This window comes from Actinomadura chokoriensis (assembly GCF_041463665.1).
GTDB classification, from domain to species: Bacteria; Actinomycetota; Actinomycetes; order Streptosporangiales; family Streptosporangiaceae; genus Spirillospora; species Spirillospora chokoriensis_A.
On sequence record NZ_JAXCEJ010000003.1, the window covers coordinates 482,209 to 499,311 of the forward strand.

Annotated in this window: 17 protein-coding genes; 3 read left to right on the plus strand and 14 right to left on the minus strand. The window is 71.8% G+C overall.

From position 1 onward, the window contains the following. Positions 1 to 19: 19 nt before the first annotated feature. On the minus strand, positions 20 to 1,255 hold the full coding sequence (locus tag SM418_RS08335; RefSeq protein ID WP_371940081.1) for a cytochrome P450: 1,236 nt from the start codon (positions 1,253 to 1,255) through the stop codon (positions 20 to 22). Between the two features lie 91 nt (positions 1,256 to 1,346). On the opposite strand from SM418_RS08335, the gene SM418_RS08340 reads away from it, so the two are divergent. Continuing rightward, on the plus strand, positions 1,347 to 2,846 hold the full coding sequence (locus SM418_RS08340; protein WP_371940082.1) for an aldehyde dehydrogenase family protein: 1,500 nt from the start codon (positions 1,347 to 1,349) through the stop codon (positions 2,844 to 2,846). A 29-nt stretch (positions 2,847 to 2,875) separates the two neighbouring features. Here the strand turns inward: SM418_RS08340 and SM418_RS08345 are convergent, their stop codons facing one another. Further along, on the minus strand, positions 2,876 to 4,042 hold the full coding sequence (locus tag SM418_RS08345; RefSeq protein WP_371940083.1) for an aromatic ring-hydroxylating oxygenase subunit alpha: 1,167 nt from the start codon (positions 4,040 to 4,042) through the stop codon (positions 2,876 to 2,878). 175 nt (positions 4,043 to 4,217) lie between these two features. Between SM418_RS08345 and SM418_RS08350 the strand changes: the two genes are divergently transcribed. After that, a complete protein-coding gene (locus SM418_RS08350) occupies positions 4,218 to 5,273 on the plus strand; it encodes an amidohydrolase family protein (RefSeq protein WP_371940084.1) in 1,056 nt (351 codons plus the stop codon). A 51-nt stretch (positions 5,274 to 5,324) separates the two neighbouring features. On the opposite strand, the gene SM418_RS08355 is transcribed toward SM418_RS08350, so the two are convergent. The 5 genes from SM418_RS08355 to SM418_RS08375 all read right to left on the minus strand — a co-directional run bounded on the left by SM418_RS08355 (position 5,325) and on the right by SM418_RS08375 (position 8,708). Then, positions 5,325 to 5,780: a hypothetical protein gene (locus SM418_RS08355; protein WP_371940085.1), complete on the minus strand. Its 456-nt coding sequence runs from the start codon at positions 5,778 to 5,780 to the stop codon at positions 5,325 to 5,327. Positions 5,781 to 5,809: 29 nt separating this feature from the next. After that, the gene (locus tag SM418_RS08360; RefSeq protein WP_371940086.1) at positions 5,810 to 6,418 is read right to left on the minus strand and encodes a TetR/AcrR family transcriptional regulator; all 609 of its coding nucleotides are present in this window, start codon (positions 6,416 to 6,418) and stop codon (positions 5,810 to 5,812) included. Between the two features lie 79 nt (positions 6,419 to 6,497). Continuing rightward, on the minus strand, positions 6,498 to 7,205 hold the full coding sequence (locus tag SM418_RS08365; protein WP_371940087.1) for an FAD-dependent oxidoreductase: 708 nt from the start codon (positions 7,203 to 7,205) through the stop codon (positions 6,498 to 6,500). Next, a complete protein-coding gene (locus SM418_RS08370; protein ID WP_371940088.1) occupies positions 7,202 to 7,396 on the minus strand; it encodes a ferredoxin in 195 nt (64 codons plus the stop codon). The genes SM418_RS08365 and SM418_RS08370 overlap by 4 nt, the downstream gene beginning before the upstream one ends. Positions 7,397 to 7,406: 10 nt before the next feature. After that, a complete protein-coding gene (locus SM418_RS08375) occupies positions 7,407 to 8,708 on the minus strand; it encodes an amidohydrolase family protein (RefSeq protein ID WP_371940089.1) in 1,302 nt (433 codons plus the stop codon). 246 nt (positions 8,709 to 8,954) lie between these two features. Here SM418_RS08375 and SM418_RS08380 point away from each other — a divergent pair, with 246 nt between their 5' ends. Next, positions 8,955 to 9,617, plus strand: coding sequence for a TetR/AcrR family transcriptional regulator (locus tag SM418_RS08380; RefSeq protein ID WP_371940090.1), 663 nt, complete (start codon positions 8,955 to 8,957; stop codon positions 9,615 to 9,617). Here the strand turns inward: SM418_RS08380 and SM418_RS08385 are convergent. From SM418_RS08385 to SM418_RS08415, 7 genes are all read right to left on the minus strand, one after another. Then, a complete protein-coding gene (locus tag SM418_RS08385) occupies positions 9,608 to 11,044 on the minus strand; it encodes a class I adenylate-forming enzyme family protein (RefSeq protein WP_371940091.1) in 1,437 nt (478 codons plus the stop codon). The genes SM418_RS08380 and SM418_RS08385 overlap by 10 nt on opposite strands. A gap of 13 nt (positions 11,045 to 11,057) precedes the next feature. Next, positions 11,058 to 11,876, minus strand: a complete 819-nt coding sequence (locus SM418_RS08390) for an NAD(P)-dependent oxidoreductase (protein ID WP_371940092.1) — start codon at positions 11,874 to 11,876, stop codon at positions 11,058 to 11,060. 40 nt (positions 11,877 to 11,916) lie between these two features. Then, entirely contained in the window at positions 11,917 to 12,729 is an 813-nt protein-coding gene (locus tag SM418_RS08395; RefSeq protein ID WP_371940093.1) for an enoyl-CoA hydratase, read from the minus strand. Positions 12,730 to 12,787: 58 nt separating this feature from the next. Beyond that, complete coding sequence (locus SM418_RS08400; protein WP_371940094.1) at positions 12,788 to 13,936, minus strand: acyl-CoA dehydrogenase family protein; 1,149 nt, start codon at positions 13,934 to 13,936, stop codon at positions 12,788 to 12,790. Continuing rightward, complete coding sequence (locus SM418_RS08405; RefSeq protein ID WP_371940095.1) at positions 13,933 to 14,784, minus strand: acyl-CoA dehydrogenase family protein; 852 nt, start codon at positions 14,782 to 14,784, stop codon at positions 13,933 to 13,935. Before SM418_RS08405 ends, SM418_RS08400 begins: the two co-directional genes overlap by 4 nt. Before the next feature lie 81 nt (positions 14,785 to 14,865). Then, on the minus strand, positions 14,866 to 15,378 hold the full coding sequence (locus SM418_RS08410; RefSeq protein WP_371940096.1) for a DoxX family protein: 513 nt from the start codon (positions 15,376 to 15,378) through the stop codon (positions 14,866 to 14,868). Positions 15,379 to 15,398: 20 nt separating this feature from the next. Beyond that, entirely contained in the window at positions 15,399 to 17,063 is a 1,665-nt protein-coding gene (locus SM418_RS08415) for a thiolase C-terminal domain-containing protein (protein WP_371940097.1), read from the minus strand. Positions 17,064 to 17,103: the final 40 nt, after the last annotated feature.

Genomic DNA, 17,103 nt, shown 5'->3' on the forward strand with positions numbered 1-17,103 from the left:
GGGGCGGCCTCCTCCCCGGTCACCGCCCGAGGCGCGGACCGGGCGTGAACGTGATCGGCAGCGTGAGCGGCGAGCGGGTCAGGCCGCGGTGGTACTCGATCTCCGCGCCGTCCCGCAGCCGGAGGTTCTCCAGCCGCGGCAGCAGCTCCTCCAGCGCCACCCGCAGGTTGAGGCGGGCCAGGTTGGAGCCCGCGCAGCGGTGCGGCCCGGCGCCGAAGCTGAGGTGCCGGTTGCGCTCGCGGTCGAGGACGACGGAGTCGGGGTCGGTGAACTCGCCGGCGTCCCGGTTCGCCGAGGCCCAGTGGATCAGGACCTTGTCGCCGCGCTTGACGGCGTGGCCGCCGAGTTCGGCGTCGCGCACCGCGGTGCGGCCGACGGAGACGAACGGGGGGTCGATCCGCAGCAGCTCCGGGACGGCGCCCGCTATCAGCTCCGGTCTCTCGCGCAGCAGGGCGGGGATCTCCGGCCGCCGGCAGAACCGCTCGACCATCAGCCCGAGCGCGCCGGCCGTGGTCTCCAGCCCGCCGAGGATCAGCAGCTGGATCGTGCCGATGACCTCGTCCTCGGTGATGGGGCGGCCGTCGATCTCGGCGTTCAGGACGGCGTCGACGACGTCCCCGCGCGGCGGCCCGGCACGCCGGCTCGCGGCGAACTCCTTGATCCACGCGTAGAGCCCGAGCCAGCACTCGCGCTGCTCCGGGTCATCGGGGACCGACGACTTCGACGCCAGGTAGGCGACCTTCTCCAGGTCCTCGGCGGGCGCGTTCAGCGCGAGCTCGAAGAACGCCAGGCTGGGCAGCGGGCGGGCGAAGCCGTCCATGAACTCGCACGCGCCGTCCTCGACGAAGCCGTCGATGAGCCGGGTGACGAGGTCGCGGGTCGCCTGCTCCCAGCGCGCGACCGCGGCGGGGGTGAAGTGCGGGTTGATCAGGCGCTTGAAGACGCGCTGCTCCGGCGGGTCGGCCTCGACCGGGAGGTTGCGGACGACGCCCTTGCGCCCGGTGATCGCCAGGCCGTGCGCGGAGCTGTAGACCGTCCAGTCCTGGGCGACCTGGAGGGCCTCCTCGTACGTGGAGACGACCCAGAAGCCGCCGTGCCGGTCGCTGCGGCCGACGGGGCACAGCTCGCGCATCCGGGCCATCGTCGCCGGCATGGTCGCGGCCAGGTCGGGAGAGAGATGGTCGAAGTGCCGCAGGCACCAGTCGTCGGGCAGGGGGCCGGGCGGGGCGCCGGGCTCCGGGGTGCTCTGGTCCATCGCTCCCCCTGGGTGCAAGGTGAGTGCTTACTTCCAGCATAGTGAGTGAACGCTCTTTTATGTAGGGCGCCGCGTCGTTACAGTGACGGGCATGTCGACACTCCCCCGCGCCGGGGCGGCGGCGCCCTCCTTCCTCGCCGGCCGGCCCGGGAAGCTGCTGATCGGCGGCCGGTGGGCCGAGGCGGCGTCCGGCCGGACCTTCCCGAGCGTCAACCCTTCGACCGGCGAGGTGATCGCCGAACTCGCCGAGGGCGGAGCCGAGGACGCCGGCCGGGCGGTCCGCGCGGCGCGGGCGGCGTTCGAGGGGCCCTGGGGACGCATGAGACCTCGGGAACGCCAGGCGCTGCTCTGGGCGCTCGCGGACGCGGTGGAGGAGCACTACGACGAGCTCCACCTCCTGGAGGTGCTCGACATGGGCCTTCCGGTCGGCCGTCCGAGATCCGGCAGGACGCCCCCGTGGGAGGCGGAGGTGCTGCGCTACTTCGCCGGATGGGCCACGAAGATCCACGGCGAGACCATCCCGAACTCGCTCCCGGGATCGGTGCTGAGCTACACGCTCCGGGAGCCGGTGGGCGTCGTCGCCGCGATCGTCCCGTGGAACCGGCCGATCAACAACGCGATCTGGAAGATCGCGCCGGCGCTCGCCACCGGGTGCACGATGGTCCTCAAGCCCGCCGAGGAGGCGGGCCTCGCCGCGCTCCGCATCGGCGAGCTGGCCGCCGAGGCCGGCCTCCCGGACGGCGTGCTGAACGTCGTGACGGGCTTCGGCGCGGCCGGCGCGGCGCTCGCCGAGCACGACGGCGTCGACAAGGTGGCCTTCACCGGGTCCACCGAGGTCGGGCAGAAGATCGTCCGGGCGTCCGCCGGGAACCTGAAGCGGCTCTCGCTCGAACTCGGCGGGAAGTCCCCCGACGTCGTGTTCGCCGACGCCGACCTCTCGCGCGCGATCCCGGGCGCGGCCATGGGCGTGTTCATGTTCTCCGGCCAGGTGTGCTGCGCCGGCACCCGCATCTACGTGGAGCGGCCCGTCTACGACGAGTTCGTCGAGGGCGTGTCCGCGTTCGCCGACGGGCTGAAGGTCGGCGACAGCCTGGACCCGGAGACGAAGATCGGACCCGTGGTGTCGGCCGAGCAGCTGGCGCGCGTCACCGGGTACATCGACCTGGCCGGGAAGGAGGGCGCGCGCACCGCCGCCGGAGGCCGGCGCGTCGAGACCGGCGACCTCGCCAAGGGGTACTTCGTGGCGCCCACGGTCCTCACGGACGTGCGGGACGACATGCGGGTGGCCCGTGAGGAGATCTTCGGCCCGGTCGCGTGCGTGCTCCCGTTCGACTCCGCCGACGAGGTCGCCGCCCGGTCCAACGACACGTCCTTCGGGCTCGCGGGCGGCGTCTGGACGCGCGACATCGGCAAGGCGCACCGGCTGGCCGGCGAGCTGCGGGCCGGGACGGTGTGGGTCAACTCGATGCTGCTCATGGACCCCGCGGTCCCGTTCGGCGGCTACCGGATGAGCGGTTACGGCCGCGAGATGGGCGAGCGGGCGCTCGACGAATACCTGAACGTCAAGTCGGTGTGGATCGACACCCACTAAAACCGAACCCGACGCCGAGCCTGGCGACCTCACTCTGACCGGCGCTCCCCGGCGGCCCGGAGCGCCGCGGCGAACCCCCGGTGCAGGTGCTGGGGGGCCGGCTCGTTGCGCCCGAACACGACCGTGTCCAGCAGGCCGCTCCGGGCGCCGGGCTCCGTCCGGGCCGCGACCCAGAAGTCCTCGCCGTCGACGACGGTCTCGCAGATCCACGGCGCCATCTCCACGACCTTCTCCCGCTCCTCGTCGCTCAGATCGGGGCGCAGGTAGGCGGTGTGCACGACCTCGGACGTCCGCGCGTCGACCGGGAGGATCTGCCACAGCTCGATGTGCCGGCTGTCCAGCGTCAGGCTGGTGTTGGGGAAGAGCGCGTACTGGTAGCTGAAATGCCGGCCGGCGTCACCCCACTCCTCCTCCGGCACGCCCCGCAGCTCGTCGATCGACCGCAGTGCCGAGCAGTTGCGCAGGTGCCGCCCGAACGGGTCGAACGTCAGCACGCCGCCGTAGGCGTACGTCGCCAGCGTCCGCCGGTGCAGGACGTTGAAGTGGTAGTTCTCCCGGAAGGTGTCCAGCGTGACCTTCCAGTTGGCGCCGACCCGGTGGACGTGCGGATCGCCGTGCGGCTCCCAGTCCGCGAAGCCGAACATGGACAGCTCGTCGGCGAGCCCCGGCCCGAGGTAGTCGTCGACGTCCGGGACGGGCCCCGGCCGGAGGCGGCCGATGATCAGCCCGTGGCCCTCCGCGACCGGGAGCTCGACCAGGCCCTTGCCCTCCCGGCACATCCCCTCGAAGGCCTCGCCGAAGGGAACGCGGTCGAGCCGGCCGGTCAGGTCGTAGGTCCAGGCGTGGAAGGGGCAGGTGAGCCGCTTAGCCTTCCCCGCCCCGTCGGCGACCCGCACGCCGCGGTGCCGGCAGGCGTTCGCCATCGCCCGCACCCGTCCCCCGGCGTCCCGGGTCAGCAGGATCGGGACTCCGCACAGGTCGACGGTCCGGTAGGTCTCCGGCCCCGGCAGCGCGCCCGACAGGCACAGGACGAGCGGCTCGTCGCGGAACAGGACCTCGACCTCTTCCGCGTGGCTCTCCTCGGAGTAGCCGCCGGTCGGGAGTTCCAGCACGGCGTCGGCGAGGTCGGTCGTGCGGTGCTCGATGTGGTCGAGCAACCGCCGGGCGAGGCTGCGGTCCAGGGCTTCCTTGTCCACGTCCGGCTCCGGAGATCCAATGTGAGTGAATGCTTGCTCTTCACGTTATGAGAACCGTATTCTCATTCTCATGGAGAAGACAAGCTTTGTGGTAGATGCAGATTCTCATTGGTGCGAGCACCCTGATCTGTTCACCAGCATCGCGCCGGCCTCCATCCGCGACCGGGTGCCCCGTGTGGAGGAGGTCGACGGCCAGAAGATGTGGGTGTTCGACGGCCACCCGATGGGCCGCTTCAGCGCCGGCGGCGTCGTCGGGCGCGACGGTGCGAAGGCGTCCGCCGACCTGGCGCTGCACCACTGGGACCACGAGGAGATCCACCGCGGAGCCTGGGACCCGAAGGTCCGCCTGCAGGTGATGGACGAGTCCGGGATCGACGCGCAGGTCGTCTTCCCCAGCACGATCGGCCTCGGCGGCCAGGGCTTCAACGCGGCGAGCGACCGGGATCTGGCCCGGCGGACCATCGAGCTCTACAACGACCGGCAGGCGCAGATCCAGGAGGAGTCGGGCAACCGCCTGCTGCCGCTGCCGCTGATGCCCGCCTGGGACGTCGGCGCGTGCGTCGCCGAGGCCCGCCGGGTGGGCGCCCTCGGCGCGCGCGGCATCAACATGACCTCCGACCCGCAGGACCTCGGCGCCCCCGACCTCGCCGACCGCGCCTGGGACCCGTTCTGGGAGGCGTGCACCGAGCTGCGGCTGCCGGTGCACTTCCACATCGGCGCGAGCGTCACGTCCATGACGTTCTACGGCAAGTACTCGTGGCCGTCGCATCCGGCCGACACCAGGCTGGCCCTCGGCGGCACGCTGCTGTTCATCGGCAACGCGCGGGTCGTGGCCAACGTGATCGTCTCGGGCATGTTCGACCGCCACCCCGATCTGAAGATCGTTTCGGTGGAGAGCGGCTGCGGCTGGGTCCCCTTCATCCTCGAAGCGCTCGACTACGAGATGACCGAGAACGCGCCGGGGGACCTGGCCAAGCTGAAGAAGCCGCCGTCGGAGTACTTCCGCAGCAACCTGTACGCCACGTACTGGTTCGAGTCCAACCGGAACAGGCTGCCCGCGCTCATCGAGGCGGTCGGCGAGGACTCGATCATGTTCGAGACCGACTTCCCCCACCCCACCTGCCTCTACCCGAACCCGCTCGCGGCGGTCGAGGAGAAGATGGCCGGGCTGTCGGAGCGGGCGCGCACCAAGATCCTCGGGGAGAACGCGCGCGCGCTGTACCGGCTCTAGCCCCGGGCCCTCCGCCCCGAGCGCCACCCGGAGGGCGGCGGCGGGGCGGCGTCAGGCGTGGTTGGACGAGCGCAGCAGCTCGACCCCGCGGAACAGCTCGACCGCCCCCTCCGCGGCGTCCGGGACGGCGACCGCGGCCAGGGCCTGGGCCTTGAACGCCCGCGCCGCGAGGCTCAGCCGGTAGCGCACCGAACCGGCTCCGTCGCTCGCCTCCCCGGGCCTTTGGTGGCCCCAGACCCGCACCTCGCCCATGTCCTCGTCGACAGCGCCGAGCACCATCCGCCGCACCCGCGGGTCGGAGTCGTACAGATCCGCGTGGACGGCGACCGCCTGCGACCGCGGGGGCCGGACCGGCGACGCCAGCACCGGCTCCAGGCTGGCCACGCGGGCCCCGAGGATCCGCAGCGGCCGGGCGTCGGCGTGGTCGGACCGCAGCACCGTGACGTCCCAGCCCGCCATCCCCTGGTCGAACAGCCAGCCGCCGGTGAACCGCACCACCTCGGTCACGTTCGGCGAGACCACGACCAGCCGGTGCCTCAGCGTGCGTCGGACGGCACGGCGAGCTGCCGGGCGAGCGATTCGATGTACTCCGTGCACACCTCGGCCAGCGGAATCGAAGGGTCGAGCAGCCATGATGTCTCTATCCCGTTGAGGAAGGCCATGATCTCCACGGCCTTCACGGCCGGATCCAGGTCGGTGCGGTACCGGCCGGCGCGCTGACCGCGCCGGATGCTCTCCGCGACGGCGTGGAGCGAGAACTGGTAGCGGTCGAGGAACCGGTCGTGCAGCGGAGCCTCCGGGGCGAGGCTCTCGGCGAGCAGCACGACGAACATCCCGACCAGGTCCGGAGTCTGCCGGAGCCGCTCGCCGTAGCCCCGCAACTCCGTGACGACGTCGCCGAACGCGTCGACGTTCTCCGCGTCGTAGCTGTCGCGGGCGTCCAGAACCGCGTGGAGCAGTTTCTCCTTCGACTCGAAGTGGTGCAGCAGCCCGGCCGGGGTGACACCGGCCTCCCGGGCGATCTGCCCCAGCGTGGTGCCGCGCGACCCGTTGCGAGTGAGCAGCCGCTGCGCGACGGCGAGGATCCGCTGCCTGCGGTCCTCGCCCTTCGCGAAAAGCGCAGCGTACGGCCGTTGATCGGGCACGTGATCCCCCTCCGGAAACCAACTGAACGCATAGTAGGTCGTTGCCCATCATGTGACAAGGGTCACTTTCGGGCCTCGCCTACCCCAGTCCGGCGGCCTCCGCGAGGACGAGCCGGCGCTGCCCGATCAGGTCGCGCGGACTGTTCCAGCCGAGCACCCCCACCACCCGGCCGCGGTGGCTGTAGGCGGCCACGAACTTCCGCTCGGCCACGTCCCCGCACACCACGGTCGTCACGGAGTCGGGTGGGAAGACGCCGTACGCCTGGATGCGGGCGTCGTACTGGTCGGTCCAGAAGTACGGCACGGGCGCGAACGGCCGCGCCTCGCCGAGGACGCCCGCCGCCACGGCCATCCCCTGCTCCGTGGCGCTCTGCCGGTGCTCCACCCTCATGCGGACGCCGAAGCGGGGGTTGTGCCAGGACGCGACGTCGCCCGCGGCGTAGATCCCGGGCGCGGCGCGGCAGCGGGCATCGCATTCCACGCCGTCGCCCAGCGGCAGGCCCGAGCCCGCCAGCCAGCCGGTCGCGGGAGCGGCGCCCACGGCGACGACGACCACGTCGGCGTCGAGCTTGCCGAGCGTTCCCGCGTCGCGCAGTTCCGCCCGTTCCGGTTCCCAGGCGCCGGTGAGGATCTGCTTGGACAGCGGCGGCCGGTCGTAGGGCGGGCGCCGCTCGTCCCCGATCGGCGTCAGCTCGCCGCCGTACCCCTTCTCGCGCAGCGCCTCGGCCGCGGTCAGGCCCGCCGCCGAGGCGCCGACGATGACGATCCGCTCGGGCACGGGCGTCATTCCCGCACCGTGATCGCCCGCGACGGGCACAGCGACATGGCCAGCCGCACGTCGGCGGCCAGTTCCGCGGGCGGGCTCGGCTGGAGCAGCACGACCAGGCCGTCGTCCTCACCCTGGTCGAACACGCCCGCGGCCGTGATCACGCACTGGCCGGCCGCGATGCACACGTCCCGGTCGACGGTCACCCTCACGAAGCGGGCCTCACTCGCCGGCCGCGGCGGCCACGGCGGCCTGGGCGCGGGCGTGGTAGGCCTTGAGCTTCTCGGCCGGCTCGATGATCTGGTGACTGCGGGAACGGATCGACACGTCGTGCCCCGCCGCCGACCCGCGCAGCGCGCCGACCGTCGCCTGCTCGCGCGGGACGTGGGCGAACGGATCGAAGGAGTACCAGCGCATCGCGTTCTCGTGGGTCATCTTGCGGATGTCCTCGTCGGGCACCGCCTCGCGCTCCAGGACCGCGTGCAGCTCCTCGGGCGCGTCCGGCCACATCGAGTCGCTGTGCGGGTAGTCGGCCTCCCAGCAGATGTTGTCGATCCCGATGTCGTGCCGCAACCGCACCCCGAGCGGGTCGCTGATGAAGCAGGTCAGGAAGTGCTCGCGGAACACCTCGCTGGGCAGCCGCCCGCCGAAGTCCTGCAGCGTCCAGGTGGCGTGCATCTCGAAGGTGCGGTCCACCCGCTCCAGGAAGTAGGGGATCCAGCCGGTGCCGCCCTCCGACAGCGCGATCCGGATGTCGGGGTAGTTCTTGATCACCCGGGACCACAGCAGGTCCGCCGCCGCCGACACGATGTTCATCGGCTGCAGGGTGATCATCACGTCCGGTGGGCCGTCCGCGGACGGCACCGCCAGCCGCCCCGACGACCCGATGTGCACGTTCAGGACGGTCCCGGTGTCGCAGAGCGCCCGCCAGAGCGGGTCCCAGTGCTCGCTGTGGAAGCTCGGGTAGCCCATCACGGCCGGGTTCTCGGTGAAGGTCAGCGAGTGGCAGCCCTTCCCGGCGACCCGCCGCACCTCCTCGGCGCACAGCTCGGGGTCCCAGATCGCCGGCAGCGCCATCGGGATGAACCGTCCCGGATACGCCCCGCACCACTCGTCGATGTGCCAGTCGTTGTACGCCCGCACCAGTGCCATCGAGAAGTCGGAGTCGTCGGTGGCGAACAGCCGCGCGGCGAAGCCGGGGAACGAGGGGAAGTTCATCGACGCCAGGATCCCGCCGGCGTTCATGTCCTTGACCCGCTCGTGCACGTCGTAGCAGCCCGGCCGGATCTCGTCCAGCCCCTGCGGCTCCAGGCCGTACTCCTCCTTCGGCCGCCCCGCCACCGCGTTCAGCGCGACGTTGGGCATGACCGCGCCCCGGAACGTCCACACGTCGGTGCCGTCCTCGCGGTGCACCAGTCGGGGCGCCTCGGCCCGGTACCGCTCCGGCAGGTGGTTCACGAACATGTCCGGCGGCTCGACGATGTGATCGTCGACGCTGATCAGAATCAGGTCGTCCTTCTGCATGACCGTCTCCTTCCGTCCGAGGGCGACAGAAGGAAACTATCTTCTCGTGTGATGAGAATCAAGCATTCAAAGTTGGGTAACGACAGCTTGTACTGGTCAGTGAACAGCGGACACGTTCGGGAGATATCATTCTCTGAGAAGGTGAACAATCATTTCGCGGTCGTCCACGAGACGGACGCGCTCAGGCGCAGGATGCGCACCGGCATCCGGCAGTTAGGTTTCGATGTGACGCAGAAGGATGTCGCCGTGACGGCTTCGAACGAGGAGCCCCTCTGGAAGCAGCGCGCCGTCGAGCGGTCCACGCGGGCGGTGAAGCTGCGCGCCGAGCAGAAGGTCCAGCGGTTCCTCGACGCGGCCCAGGCGATCATCATCGAGAAGGGCACCACCGACTTCACCGTGCAGGAGGTCGTCGACCGGTCCCGCCAGTCGCTGCGCAGCTTCTACCAGCACTTCGACGGCAAGCACGAGCTCCTGCTCGCCCTGTTCGAGGACGCGCTCCGCCGCTCCACCGAGCAGATCGCGAGCGCCGCGTCCGGCCCCGCCGACCCGCTGGAGCGCCTCAAGATCGCCGTGCAGCTGCTGTTCGAGCTGTCGCGCCCCGACCCGGCCACCAAGCACCCGCTGTTCAGCGAGTTCGCCTCCCAGCTGATGATGTCGCACCCGGACGAGGTGGCGATCGCCCACGCGCCGCTGCTCGCGCTGTTCACCGAGCTGACGGCGGGCGTGGAGGCGGCCGGCCGGCTGCGCGCCGGCGTCCGGCCCCGGCGCGCGGCCGCCCTCGTGATGCAGACCGCCATGTTCATCGCCCGGTCCCACTCCGCGTCCGGCGAGAACGTCCACCCGCTCACCGCCGAGGAGGTCTGGGACTTCTGCGCCGGGGGCGTCTCCGGAGAGATCCGTCAGGTCTGAGACGCCCCGAACTCCGAGAGCAGGACGCGGCGCAGCAGCTTCCCGGTGTCGGTCCTCGGCAGCTCGGGACGGAACACGACGGTGTCGGGGGTCTTGGACGAGCGGAGCCGCTCCTTCACCCACCGCCTGATCTCGTCGGGGTCCCCTTCGCCGACGACGACGGCGACGAGCCGCTGCCCCCATTCGGGGTCCGGGACGCCCAGCACCGCCGCCTCGGCGACGCCCGGGTGCGCCACCAGGACGTCCTCGATCTCCGCGGGCGCGATGTTCTCGCCGCCCCGGATGATCGTGTCGTCGGCCCGTCCCTCGATGAACAGGTAGCCGCCGTCGTCCAGGCGTCCCCGGTCGCGGGTGGCGAACCAGCCGTCCGCGTCGAGGACGGTCCGGCCGCCGTACTCGCCGGAGATCTGCTCCCCCCGCACGAACACCAGCCCGGTCTCCCCGGGGCCGGCCAGCTCGCCGTCCTCGCGGCGGATCTGGAACTCGACACCCGGCAGCGCCCGGCCGACCGACCCGAGCCGCTCCCGTTCCGCCGGATCCGGCGAGGACAGCGCCGTGCGATGGTCCTCGGGCCCGAGGACGGCCACCGACGAGGCCGTCTCCGTCAGCCCGTACGCGTTGACGAACCCGGTGCCCGGAAAGACCCGCAGCGCGCGTTCGATGACGGGCCGGGGCGTCCGGGCCCCGCCGTAGGCCAGGCTGCGCAGCGTCGGCGTCCCGGCGTCGCCGCCGGGCGCCTCGGCGACGATCCGCGCCAGCATCGTCGGCACCACCAGTGCGTGCGTGATCCGCTCCCGCCGCACCGTCTCCAGCCACTCCCCCGCGTCGAACGCAGCCAGGTAGACGATCCGGCGGCCCGTGTAGAGGTTGCTCAGCAGGTTCGCCAGGCCCGCGATGTGGTACGGCGGGACCGCGACGAGCGCAGCGTCCTCCTCGTCCGCCGATCCGAACTCCAGCGTGTTCAGCACGTACGCCATCAGATGCCGGTGCCGCAGCACCGCCGGCTTCGGCTCCGACGTCGTGCCGCTGGTGTAGAGGATCACCGCCACGGCGTCACCGTCGGCCGGCGCGTCGGCGGTTCCCGGCACCGGATCGGCGAGCGGCGCCGCCGCCAGCTCCTCCAGGTCACCGGGACGCAGGACCAGCGCGTCCGGATGCCGGTCCAGCAGGGCGGCGAGCTGGCGCTCGCCGAGCCGGTAGTTCACCGGGACGAACGGGACGCCCGCGAGCGCCGCGCCGAACAGGGCGATCGGATAGCCGGGATGGTTGGTCCCGAGATACAGGACCGCGGGGTGGCGCTGGAAGCGCCGCGCGGCGGCGCCCGCGAGGGCGAGGAGCTCGGACGCCTTCAGCGACCGGTCGCCCGCGGTCACCGCCGTCCGGTCCCCGGCCGAGACCGCCATCTCCAGGATCATGGTGATGTTCACCGGGGGCGCTCCATCAGCGGGGGTGCTCCATCAGGGCCAGGGCGGCGTCGGCGGCGGCCAGCACCGCACCCGGCGACGCGCCCGCGGCCTCGGCGAGGTCGGCGACCAGCCGGGCGTCCTTCTGCAGCAGCGGCCCGGCGAGGGGGGCCAGGTGCTCCAGGGTGCCGCCGGCGCGGGCGATGCTGCCGAGCGCGAAGCTGTTGCCGCTGCCGTGCGACAGCACCTCGGCGAGCCGTCCCGGTTCGACGCCGAGCGCCACGCCGAGCGCCACAGCACCGGCGGAGGTGGCCAGGTTCGCGGTGAACAGGACGTTGTTGAGCAGCTTGGTGACCTGCCCGGACCCCAGCGGGCCCAGGTACACGATCGGGTCGGCGTAGGAGGCGAACACCGGCCGGCACGACTCGACCGTCGCGGGGTCGCCGCCCGCCATCACCAGCAGGCGCCCTTCCTCCGCCGCCGGGCCGCCGCCGCTCACCGGGGCGTCGACCAGGGCGACCCCTTTGCTCTCGGCCTCGGCGGCCAGCCGGCGGCACGTGCCGGGATGGACGGTGCTGTGCACCGCGATCACGCCGCCCTCCCGGAGACAGGAGAGGACGCCGTGCTCGCCGCCAACGACCTCCGCCACGTCCTCGTCGTTCACCACGCACACGCAGACCAGGTCACTGGCCGCCGCCAGCTCGGCAGGCGTGCCGGCGACCTTGGCGGGAGTGTCGGCGAACGGCTCCAGCGAGGCCGGGCGCCGCGCCCACAGCGTGGTCTCGAAACCCGCGCCGATGATCCGGCGCGCCATGGGGGCGCCCTGGCTGCCCAGTCCGATGAACCCCACCCGCATCAGCTGTCCTCCCAGTCGAATGATCGCGGTCTCGAACGGCTCACTGCTTCCTGAGACGGTTCTTCATCCCGTCGAGCACCCCGTCGCGCTGCAGGAGCACGGGGAAGCCGCCGACGCTGAACGCGTTGCCGTGCCCGGTCTGGTGGGTGTCGAAGACCGACTGGATGGCGGCGTAGAAGCCCTGGACGTCCAGGGTCTGGTTGACGGCCCGCTTGGCCTGCCGCAGCGCGAACGGGTGCATGCGGGCGATCTGGGCGGCCAGTTCCATCGCGGCGCCGTCCAGCTCCGCGACCGGCACGACGCGGTTGACCATGCCGACCTTCTCGGCCTCGTCGGCGGTGATGGCGCGCCCGGTGAACAGGATCTCCTTGGCCTTGCGCGGCCCCAGCTCCCAGGTGTGGCCGTGGTACTCCACCCCGCCGATCCCCAGATGCAGGACCGGGTCGGAGAACTCCGCGTTCTCGGCCGCCACGATCAGGTCGCAGGGCCAGCACAGCATGAGGCCGCCCGCGATGCACTTCCCCTGCACCGCCGCGATCGACGGCTTGGGCACGTTGCGCCACCGCAACGAGTAGCCCAGGTAGCGGCGCGCTTCGATCTTGTAGAGGTCCTCCAGCGTGAACTTGTCCGGCGCGGGGCCCGAGCCCTTGATGTCATGGCCGGCCGAGAAGTGCCTGCCGTTGCCGCGCAGCACGATCACCCGCACCTCGTCGTCCGCCTCGGCCCGCGACCACGCCGCGTCCAGGTCGTCCAGCAGCGACATGCTCTGGGCGTTGGCCGCCTCAGGGCGGTTCAGCGAGATGACCGCGACCCGGTCCTCGACCTCGTACAGAATCTGGTCCGTCTCCGCCACCGGTCTCTCCTCATGTGGTCGTCGGGGCAAGGTCATCGGGGCAGGTCGTCGGGGCAGGTCATCGGGGCAGGCCGAGGACGCGCTCGGCGATGATGTTGCGCTGGATCTCCGACGTCCCGCCGGCGATCGTCCCCGCGAAGCTCCGCACGTAGCGGTCGAACCAGCTGGAGGTGAAGACCTCCAGGTTCATGTGGTTGTACGGAGCGGTCCGCCCGGGATGCGGCAGCGCGTCCTCCCCGCGTTCCTCGAAGGCGTGCAGCGCCGCGGCCTGCACCGCCTCCGAGCCGAGCAGCTTGAGCACCGACAGTTCCGCCGGGTCCCGGTCGCCGCCGAGCTGCCGGTAGCCGAGGAGGCGGAGGGCCTGCAGGTCCATCTGCAGCGTCGCGTACCACTCGGCGTCGCTGGGCGCGTCCCGGATCAGGTCCTCCATCCGTTCGGCGAAGCTCAGCCACAGCAGGTTCCGCTCGTGCCCGAGCGACCCGTGGGCCACCCGCCAGCCCCCCTCGAGCGGGCCGATCAGGTTCTCCCGGGGCACCCGCGCGTCGGTGAAGAAGACCTCGTTGAAGTCGACGTCGTCCTGCCCGACGATCGAGGCGAACGGCCTCCTGACCACTCCCTCGGTCGCGGTCGGGACGAGCAGGACGCTGATACCCCGGTGCTTGGGTGCGTCGGGGTCGGTTCGCACGAAGGTCAGCAGGACGTCCGCGTGGTGCGCCCCCGACGTCCACACCTTCTGCCCGTTCACCACGAAGTGGTCGCCGTCGAGCGCCGCACGGGTGCGCAGCCCGGCGAGGTCCGACCCGGCTCCCGGTTCGCTCATGCCGAGCGCGGCCGTGATCTCCGCCCGCAGGATCGGGACGGCCCACCGCCGCTTCTGCTCCTCGGTCCCGAAGCTCAGGATCGAGGCCGCGATGATGCCGACGCCCTGCGGGTTGAAGCTGTGGTAGATCCGGCGCCGCGACAGCTCCTCCAGGTGGACGAGCTGCTGCGGCAGCGTGGCGTTCCGCCCGCCGTACTCGGGCGGGTTGCCGGGCAGCAGCCAGCCCGCGTCGAACAGGGTGCGCTGCCATCGCCTGGCCCACTCCGGCACGTCCGCGCTCGACCGCGGCCGGGGCACGGCCTCCGCCTCGCTCGGCAGGTGCGCGTCGAGGAAGGCGGAGAACTCGGCGCGGAACTTCTCCAGGTCGGGGTCGGTGGCCAGCTTCATCCCAGCAGCGCCCTTCTGTGCACCGATGCCGTGCCGAGCAGCAGGTCGCAGGCCTTGGCCCGCTTGAGGTGGACCTGGAGCTCGTTCTCCCAGGTGAAGCCCATGGCGCCGAAGAGCTGCAGGCCGTGCTTGAACACCACGCGCTGGCACTCGCCCGCGGCGGCCTTGGCCATCGAGGCGGCCCTGCCGCGGCGCGGGTCGTCCTCGGCGATCGTCAGTGCCGAGAAGTAGGCCAGCACCCGGGCCCGCTCGATCGCCACGTGCATGTCGGCGGCCTTGTGCTTGACCGCCTGGAACGAGCCGATCGGCACGTCGAACTGGACCCGCTGCTTCACGTGCTCGACGGCCATGTCCAGGATGCGGCGGCAGCTGCCGACCGTGGAGATCGCCAGGCCCATGAGCGTCAGGTCGGGGACGCCCGCCACGAGGCCGGGCGCGTCCACGTGAGCGACGTGCAGACCGTGGGCGAAGGTGTCGACGCGCTCGGCGCGGACGTCCGTGCCTTTCACCACGGAGACTCCGTCGCGGGTCAGCAGCGCGATCTCGTCGGCGCGGTCGGCGTCGAGGACGTAGCGTCCCGTCCCGTCGGACACTCCGGTACCGGACCCGTCGGGGAGCCGTCCGGCGAGCGGCGCGAACCAGGTCACCGTGGCCAGGAAGGGCGTCGGGTCGGCGGCGTACGCCAGCTCCTCCAGGACGATCGCGAGCTCCACGGGCGGAGCCTCCAGCCAGCCGAGTTCCAGGTACTCCTTCCAGAGCCGCTCCTCGGGAAGCGACCGCGACCTGGCCACGGTCTCGCGGACCATCTGCTGGAGGAGCCGTTGGTCCTCGTCGAACTCGAACTCCACCAGCGACCTCCAGGGGGAAGCGTGCCGTTCGCCCGGCCCATGGATGGAGAATAGCATTCTCCAAAGTCGTAAGTAAGAGTCTCAAACTTGCTGTTCGACCGTCTTCGGCTCGGGCCGCCAGAACGTCGCGAGCAGGCCCGCCGTCGCGACCGCGGCCACGCCGAGCGCGACGCCGCCGCCCGCCCAGCCGTCCAGCACGATCCCGGCGGCGTCGTCCACCGACCAGTTGCCCGGGCCGAGCAGCGCCAGGGCCAGCGAGACCACCGCCAGCACGAGGACGTACTCGTAGCCCTCCTTGAAGACGAAGAACCCGTTCGGGCGGTGCGCGAGGATCCCCGCGACCAGCATCACCGAGATGACCGCCGCGCAGGCCAGCGGCGTGAGGAAGCCGATCACCAGCAGCGCGCCCGCGCCGATCTCGGTGACCACGCTCGCCCACGCCTGCACCCTCCCGTGCCGCAGGCCGAGCCCCGAGAACCAGCGGGCGGTGCCGTCGATGCGGCCACCGCCCACCCAGTGATTGACCCCGTGCGCGATCATCGTGACGCCCAGCACCGCGCGTACCAGCAGCAGGGCGACGACCTCGGCGTCCATCTACCTCACCTTTCCGGACGTCACGCGTCCGTCCTGAGCAGCATCACTCCGCTGGGGGTGAGACCGCCGCCGCTGACCGCGGCGACCCGCGCTCCGGGCACCTGTCTCGGCCCACCCTCGCCGCGCAACTGTACGACCGCCTCGTGCACCAGGCCCATACCGTGGGTGCGTCCGTGGGAGAGCTGGCCGCCGTGGGTGTTCAGCGGCACGACGCCGTCGCGCGCGATGTTCTTGCCGCCGTCGAGGAAGTCCCGGGCCTCGCCGATGCCGCAGAAGCCGAGCGCCTCGATCCAGGACAGGCAGTTGAAGGTGAAGCCGTCGTACAGCTGCGCGACGTCGACGTCCGAGGGGCGCAGCGACGTGCGCGTCCAGAGGTGCGCGGCCTGCGCGAGGACCTGGGGTTCGTGGGTCAGCGTGCTCTGGTCCCATTCGAGCCGCTCGATGATCTGGGTGCCCACGGCCTCCACCAGGACGGGCGGCCGGGCGAGGTCCCGCGCGGCGTCCCTCGCCGACACGATCACGGCCACCGCGGCGTCGCACGGCACGTCGCAGTCGTAGAGCCCGAACGGCGTGGTGATGGTCCTGGCCTGGAGGTAGTCGTCCATCGTCAGCGGGTCGCGGTAGATCGCGGCCGGGTTGAGCGCCGCGTTCGCGCGCTGGTTCAGCGCGATCCAGCCGAGCGTCTCGCGCGTGGTCCCGTAGCGGTGGAAGTGCCGCTGCGCGGTCTGCGCCAGGGTGTGCGCCGCCGACACCGCGCCGAACGGCAGCAGCGAGTCCATCATCCCGCCGCGCCCGGACGGCGGCGCGATCCTGCCCGCCTTCACGAGCTCGTTGTAGGTGGACTCCCAGATGGTGCGGAAGCACAGCACGTGCCGGGCCATCCCGGAGGCCACCGCCAGCATCGCCCCGATCACCGAACCGCCCGGCCCGAAGGTCTCGCCGCCGCCGTTGTACCAGGTCGGCCGGATGCCCAGGGCGTCCTCCAGGGCCGTGACCCCGCCCTCGCCGAACCCGCTGAGCTGCCCGGCCCCCGGCCACGTCGACAGGCCGTCGACATCGCTCATGGCGAGCCCGGCGTCCGCGACGGCCCGCTCGCACGCGTCCACCGTCAGCGCCAGCGGGGGACGCATCTGGCGGCGCCCGACCCGCGACGACCCGATGCCGGTGATCGCGACCTTGTCCTCGAACTTGTCCGCGGTGACCATCGGGCGGACGTGCCGCCACATCTGCCCCGGCTCGATCTCGTCCCGCGGCGGCGGAGCCGGTTCGCCCTGCTCGGCCGCGGGCCGGAACAGCGGCAGCCAGACGTCCCCGTGCTGCTCGAAGACGACCTCCATCCGCATCCCCAGCCGCAGCTCGTCCGGGTCGCACTCGACGGCGTTGGTGGTGAGCCGGACGCGCGGGTCCTCCTCGATCGCCACCTGCGCCACCACGTAGGGCGCCGGCAGTCCGGGCAGGCTGAACCGGTGGTTGACGGTGAAGCCGATGAGCGTCGCGCGCCCCGACACGGCCCGCACGCCCATCTCGCGCCCGCGGCAGTACCGGCACACCGGCCGCGGCGGATGGATCAGGGCCGCGCACGACCCGCAGTCCTGGACGCGGAGCCGGCCGTCGGCGCCCGACGTCCAGAAGAACTCGTTCTCCAGCGTCACCTGCGGCAGGGGTCGCCCCGGCGCTCCGGCCACGTCATCTCCTCACACGGGTCACGGCTTATCCGGTCATCCG

Bases quoted from the DNA above. Each gene is read 5' to 3' on its own strand.
- SM418_RS08335 (WP_371940081.1), bottom strand. From the start codon at position 1,255: ATGGACCAGAGCACCCCGGAGCCCGGCGCCCCGCCCGGCCCCCTGCCC.
- SM418_RS08340 (WP_371940082.1), top strand. From the start codon at position 1,347: ATGTCGACACTCCCCCGCGCCGGGGCGGCGGCGCCCTCCTTCCTCGCC.
- SM418_RS08365 (WP_371940087.1), bottom strand. From the start codon at position 7,205: ATGACGCCCGTGCCCGAGCGGATCGTCATCGTCGGCGCCTCGGCGGCG.
- SM418_RS08375 (WP_371940089.1), bottom strand. From the start codon at position 8,708: ATGCAGAAGGACGACCTGATTCTGATCAGCGTCGACGATCACATCGTC.
- SM418_RS08390 (WP_371940092.1), bottom strand. From the start codon at position 11,876: ATGCGGGTGGGGTTCATCGGACTGGGCAGCCAGGGCGCCCCCATGGCG.
- SM418_RS08400 (WP_371940094.1), bottom strand. From the start codon at position 13,936: ATGAAGCTGGCCACCGACCCCGACCTGGAGAAGTTCCGCGCCGAGTTC.
- SM418_RS08410 (WP_371940096.1), bottom strand. From the start codon at position 15,378: ATGGACGCCGAGGTCGTCGCCCTGCTGCTGGTACGCGCGGTGCTGGGC.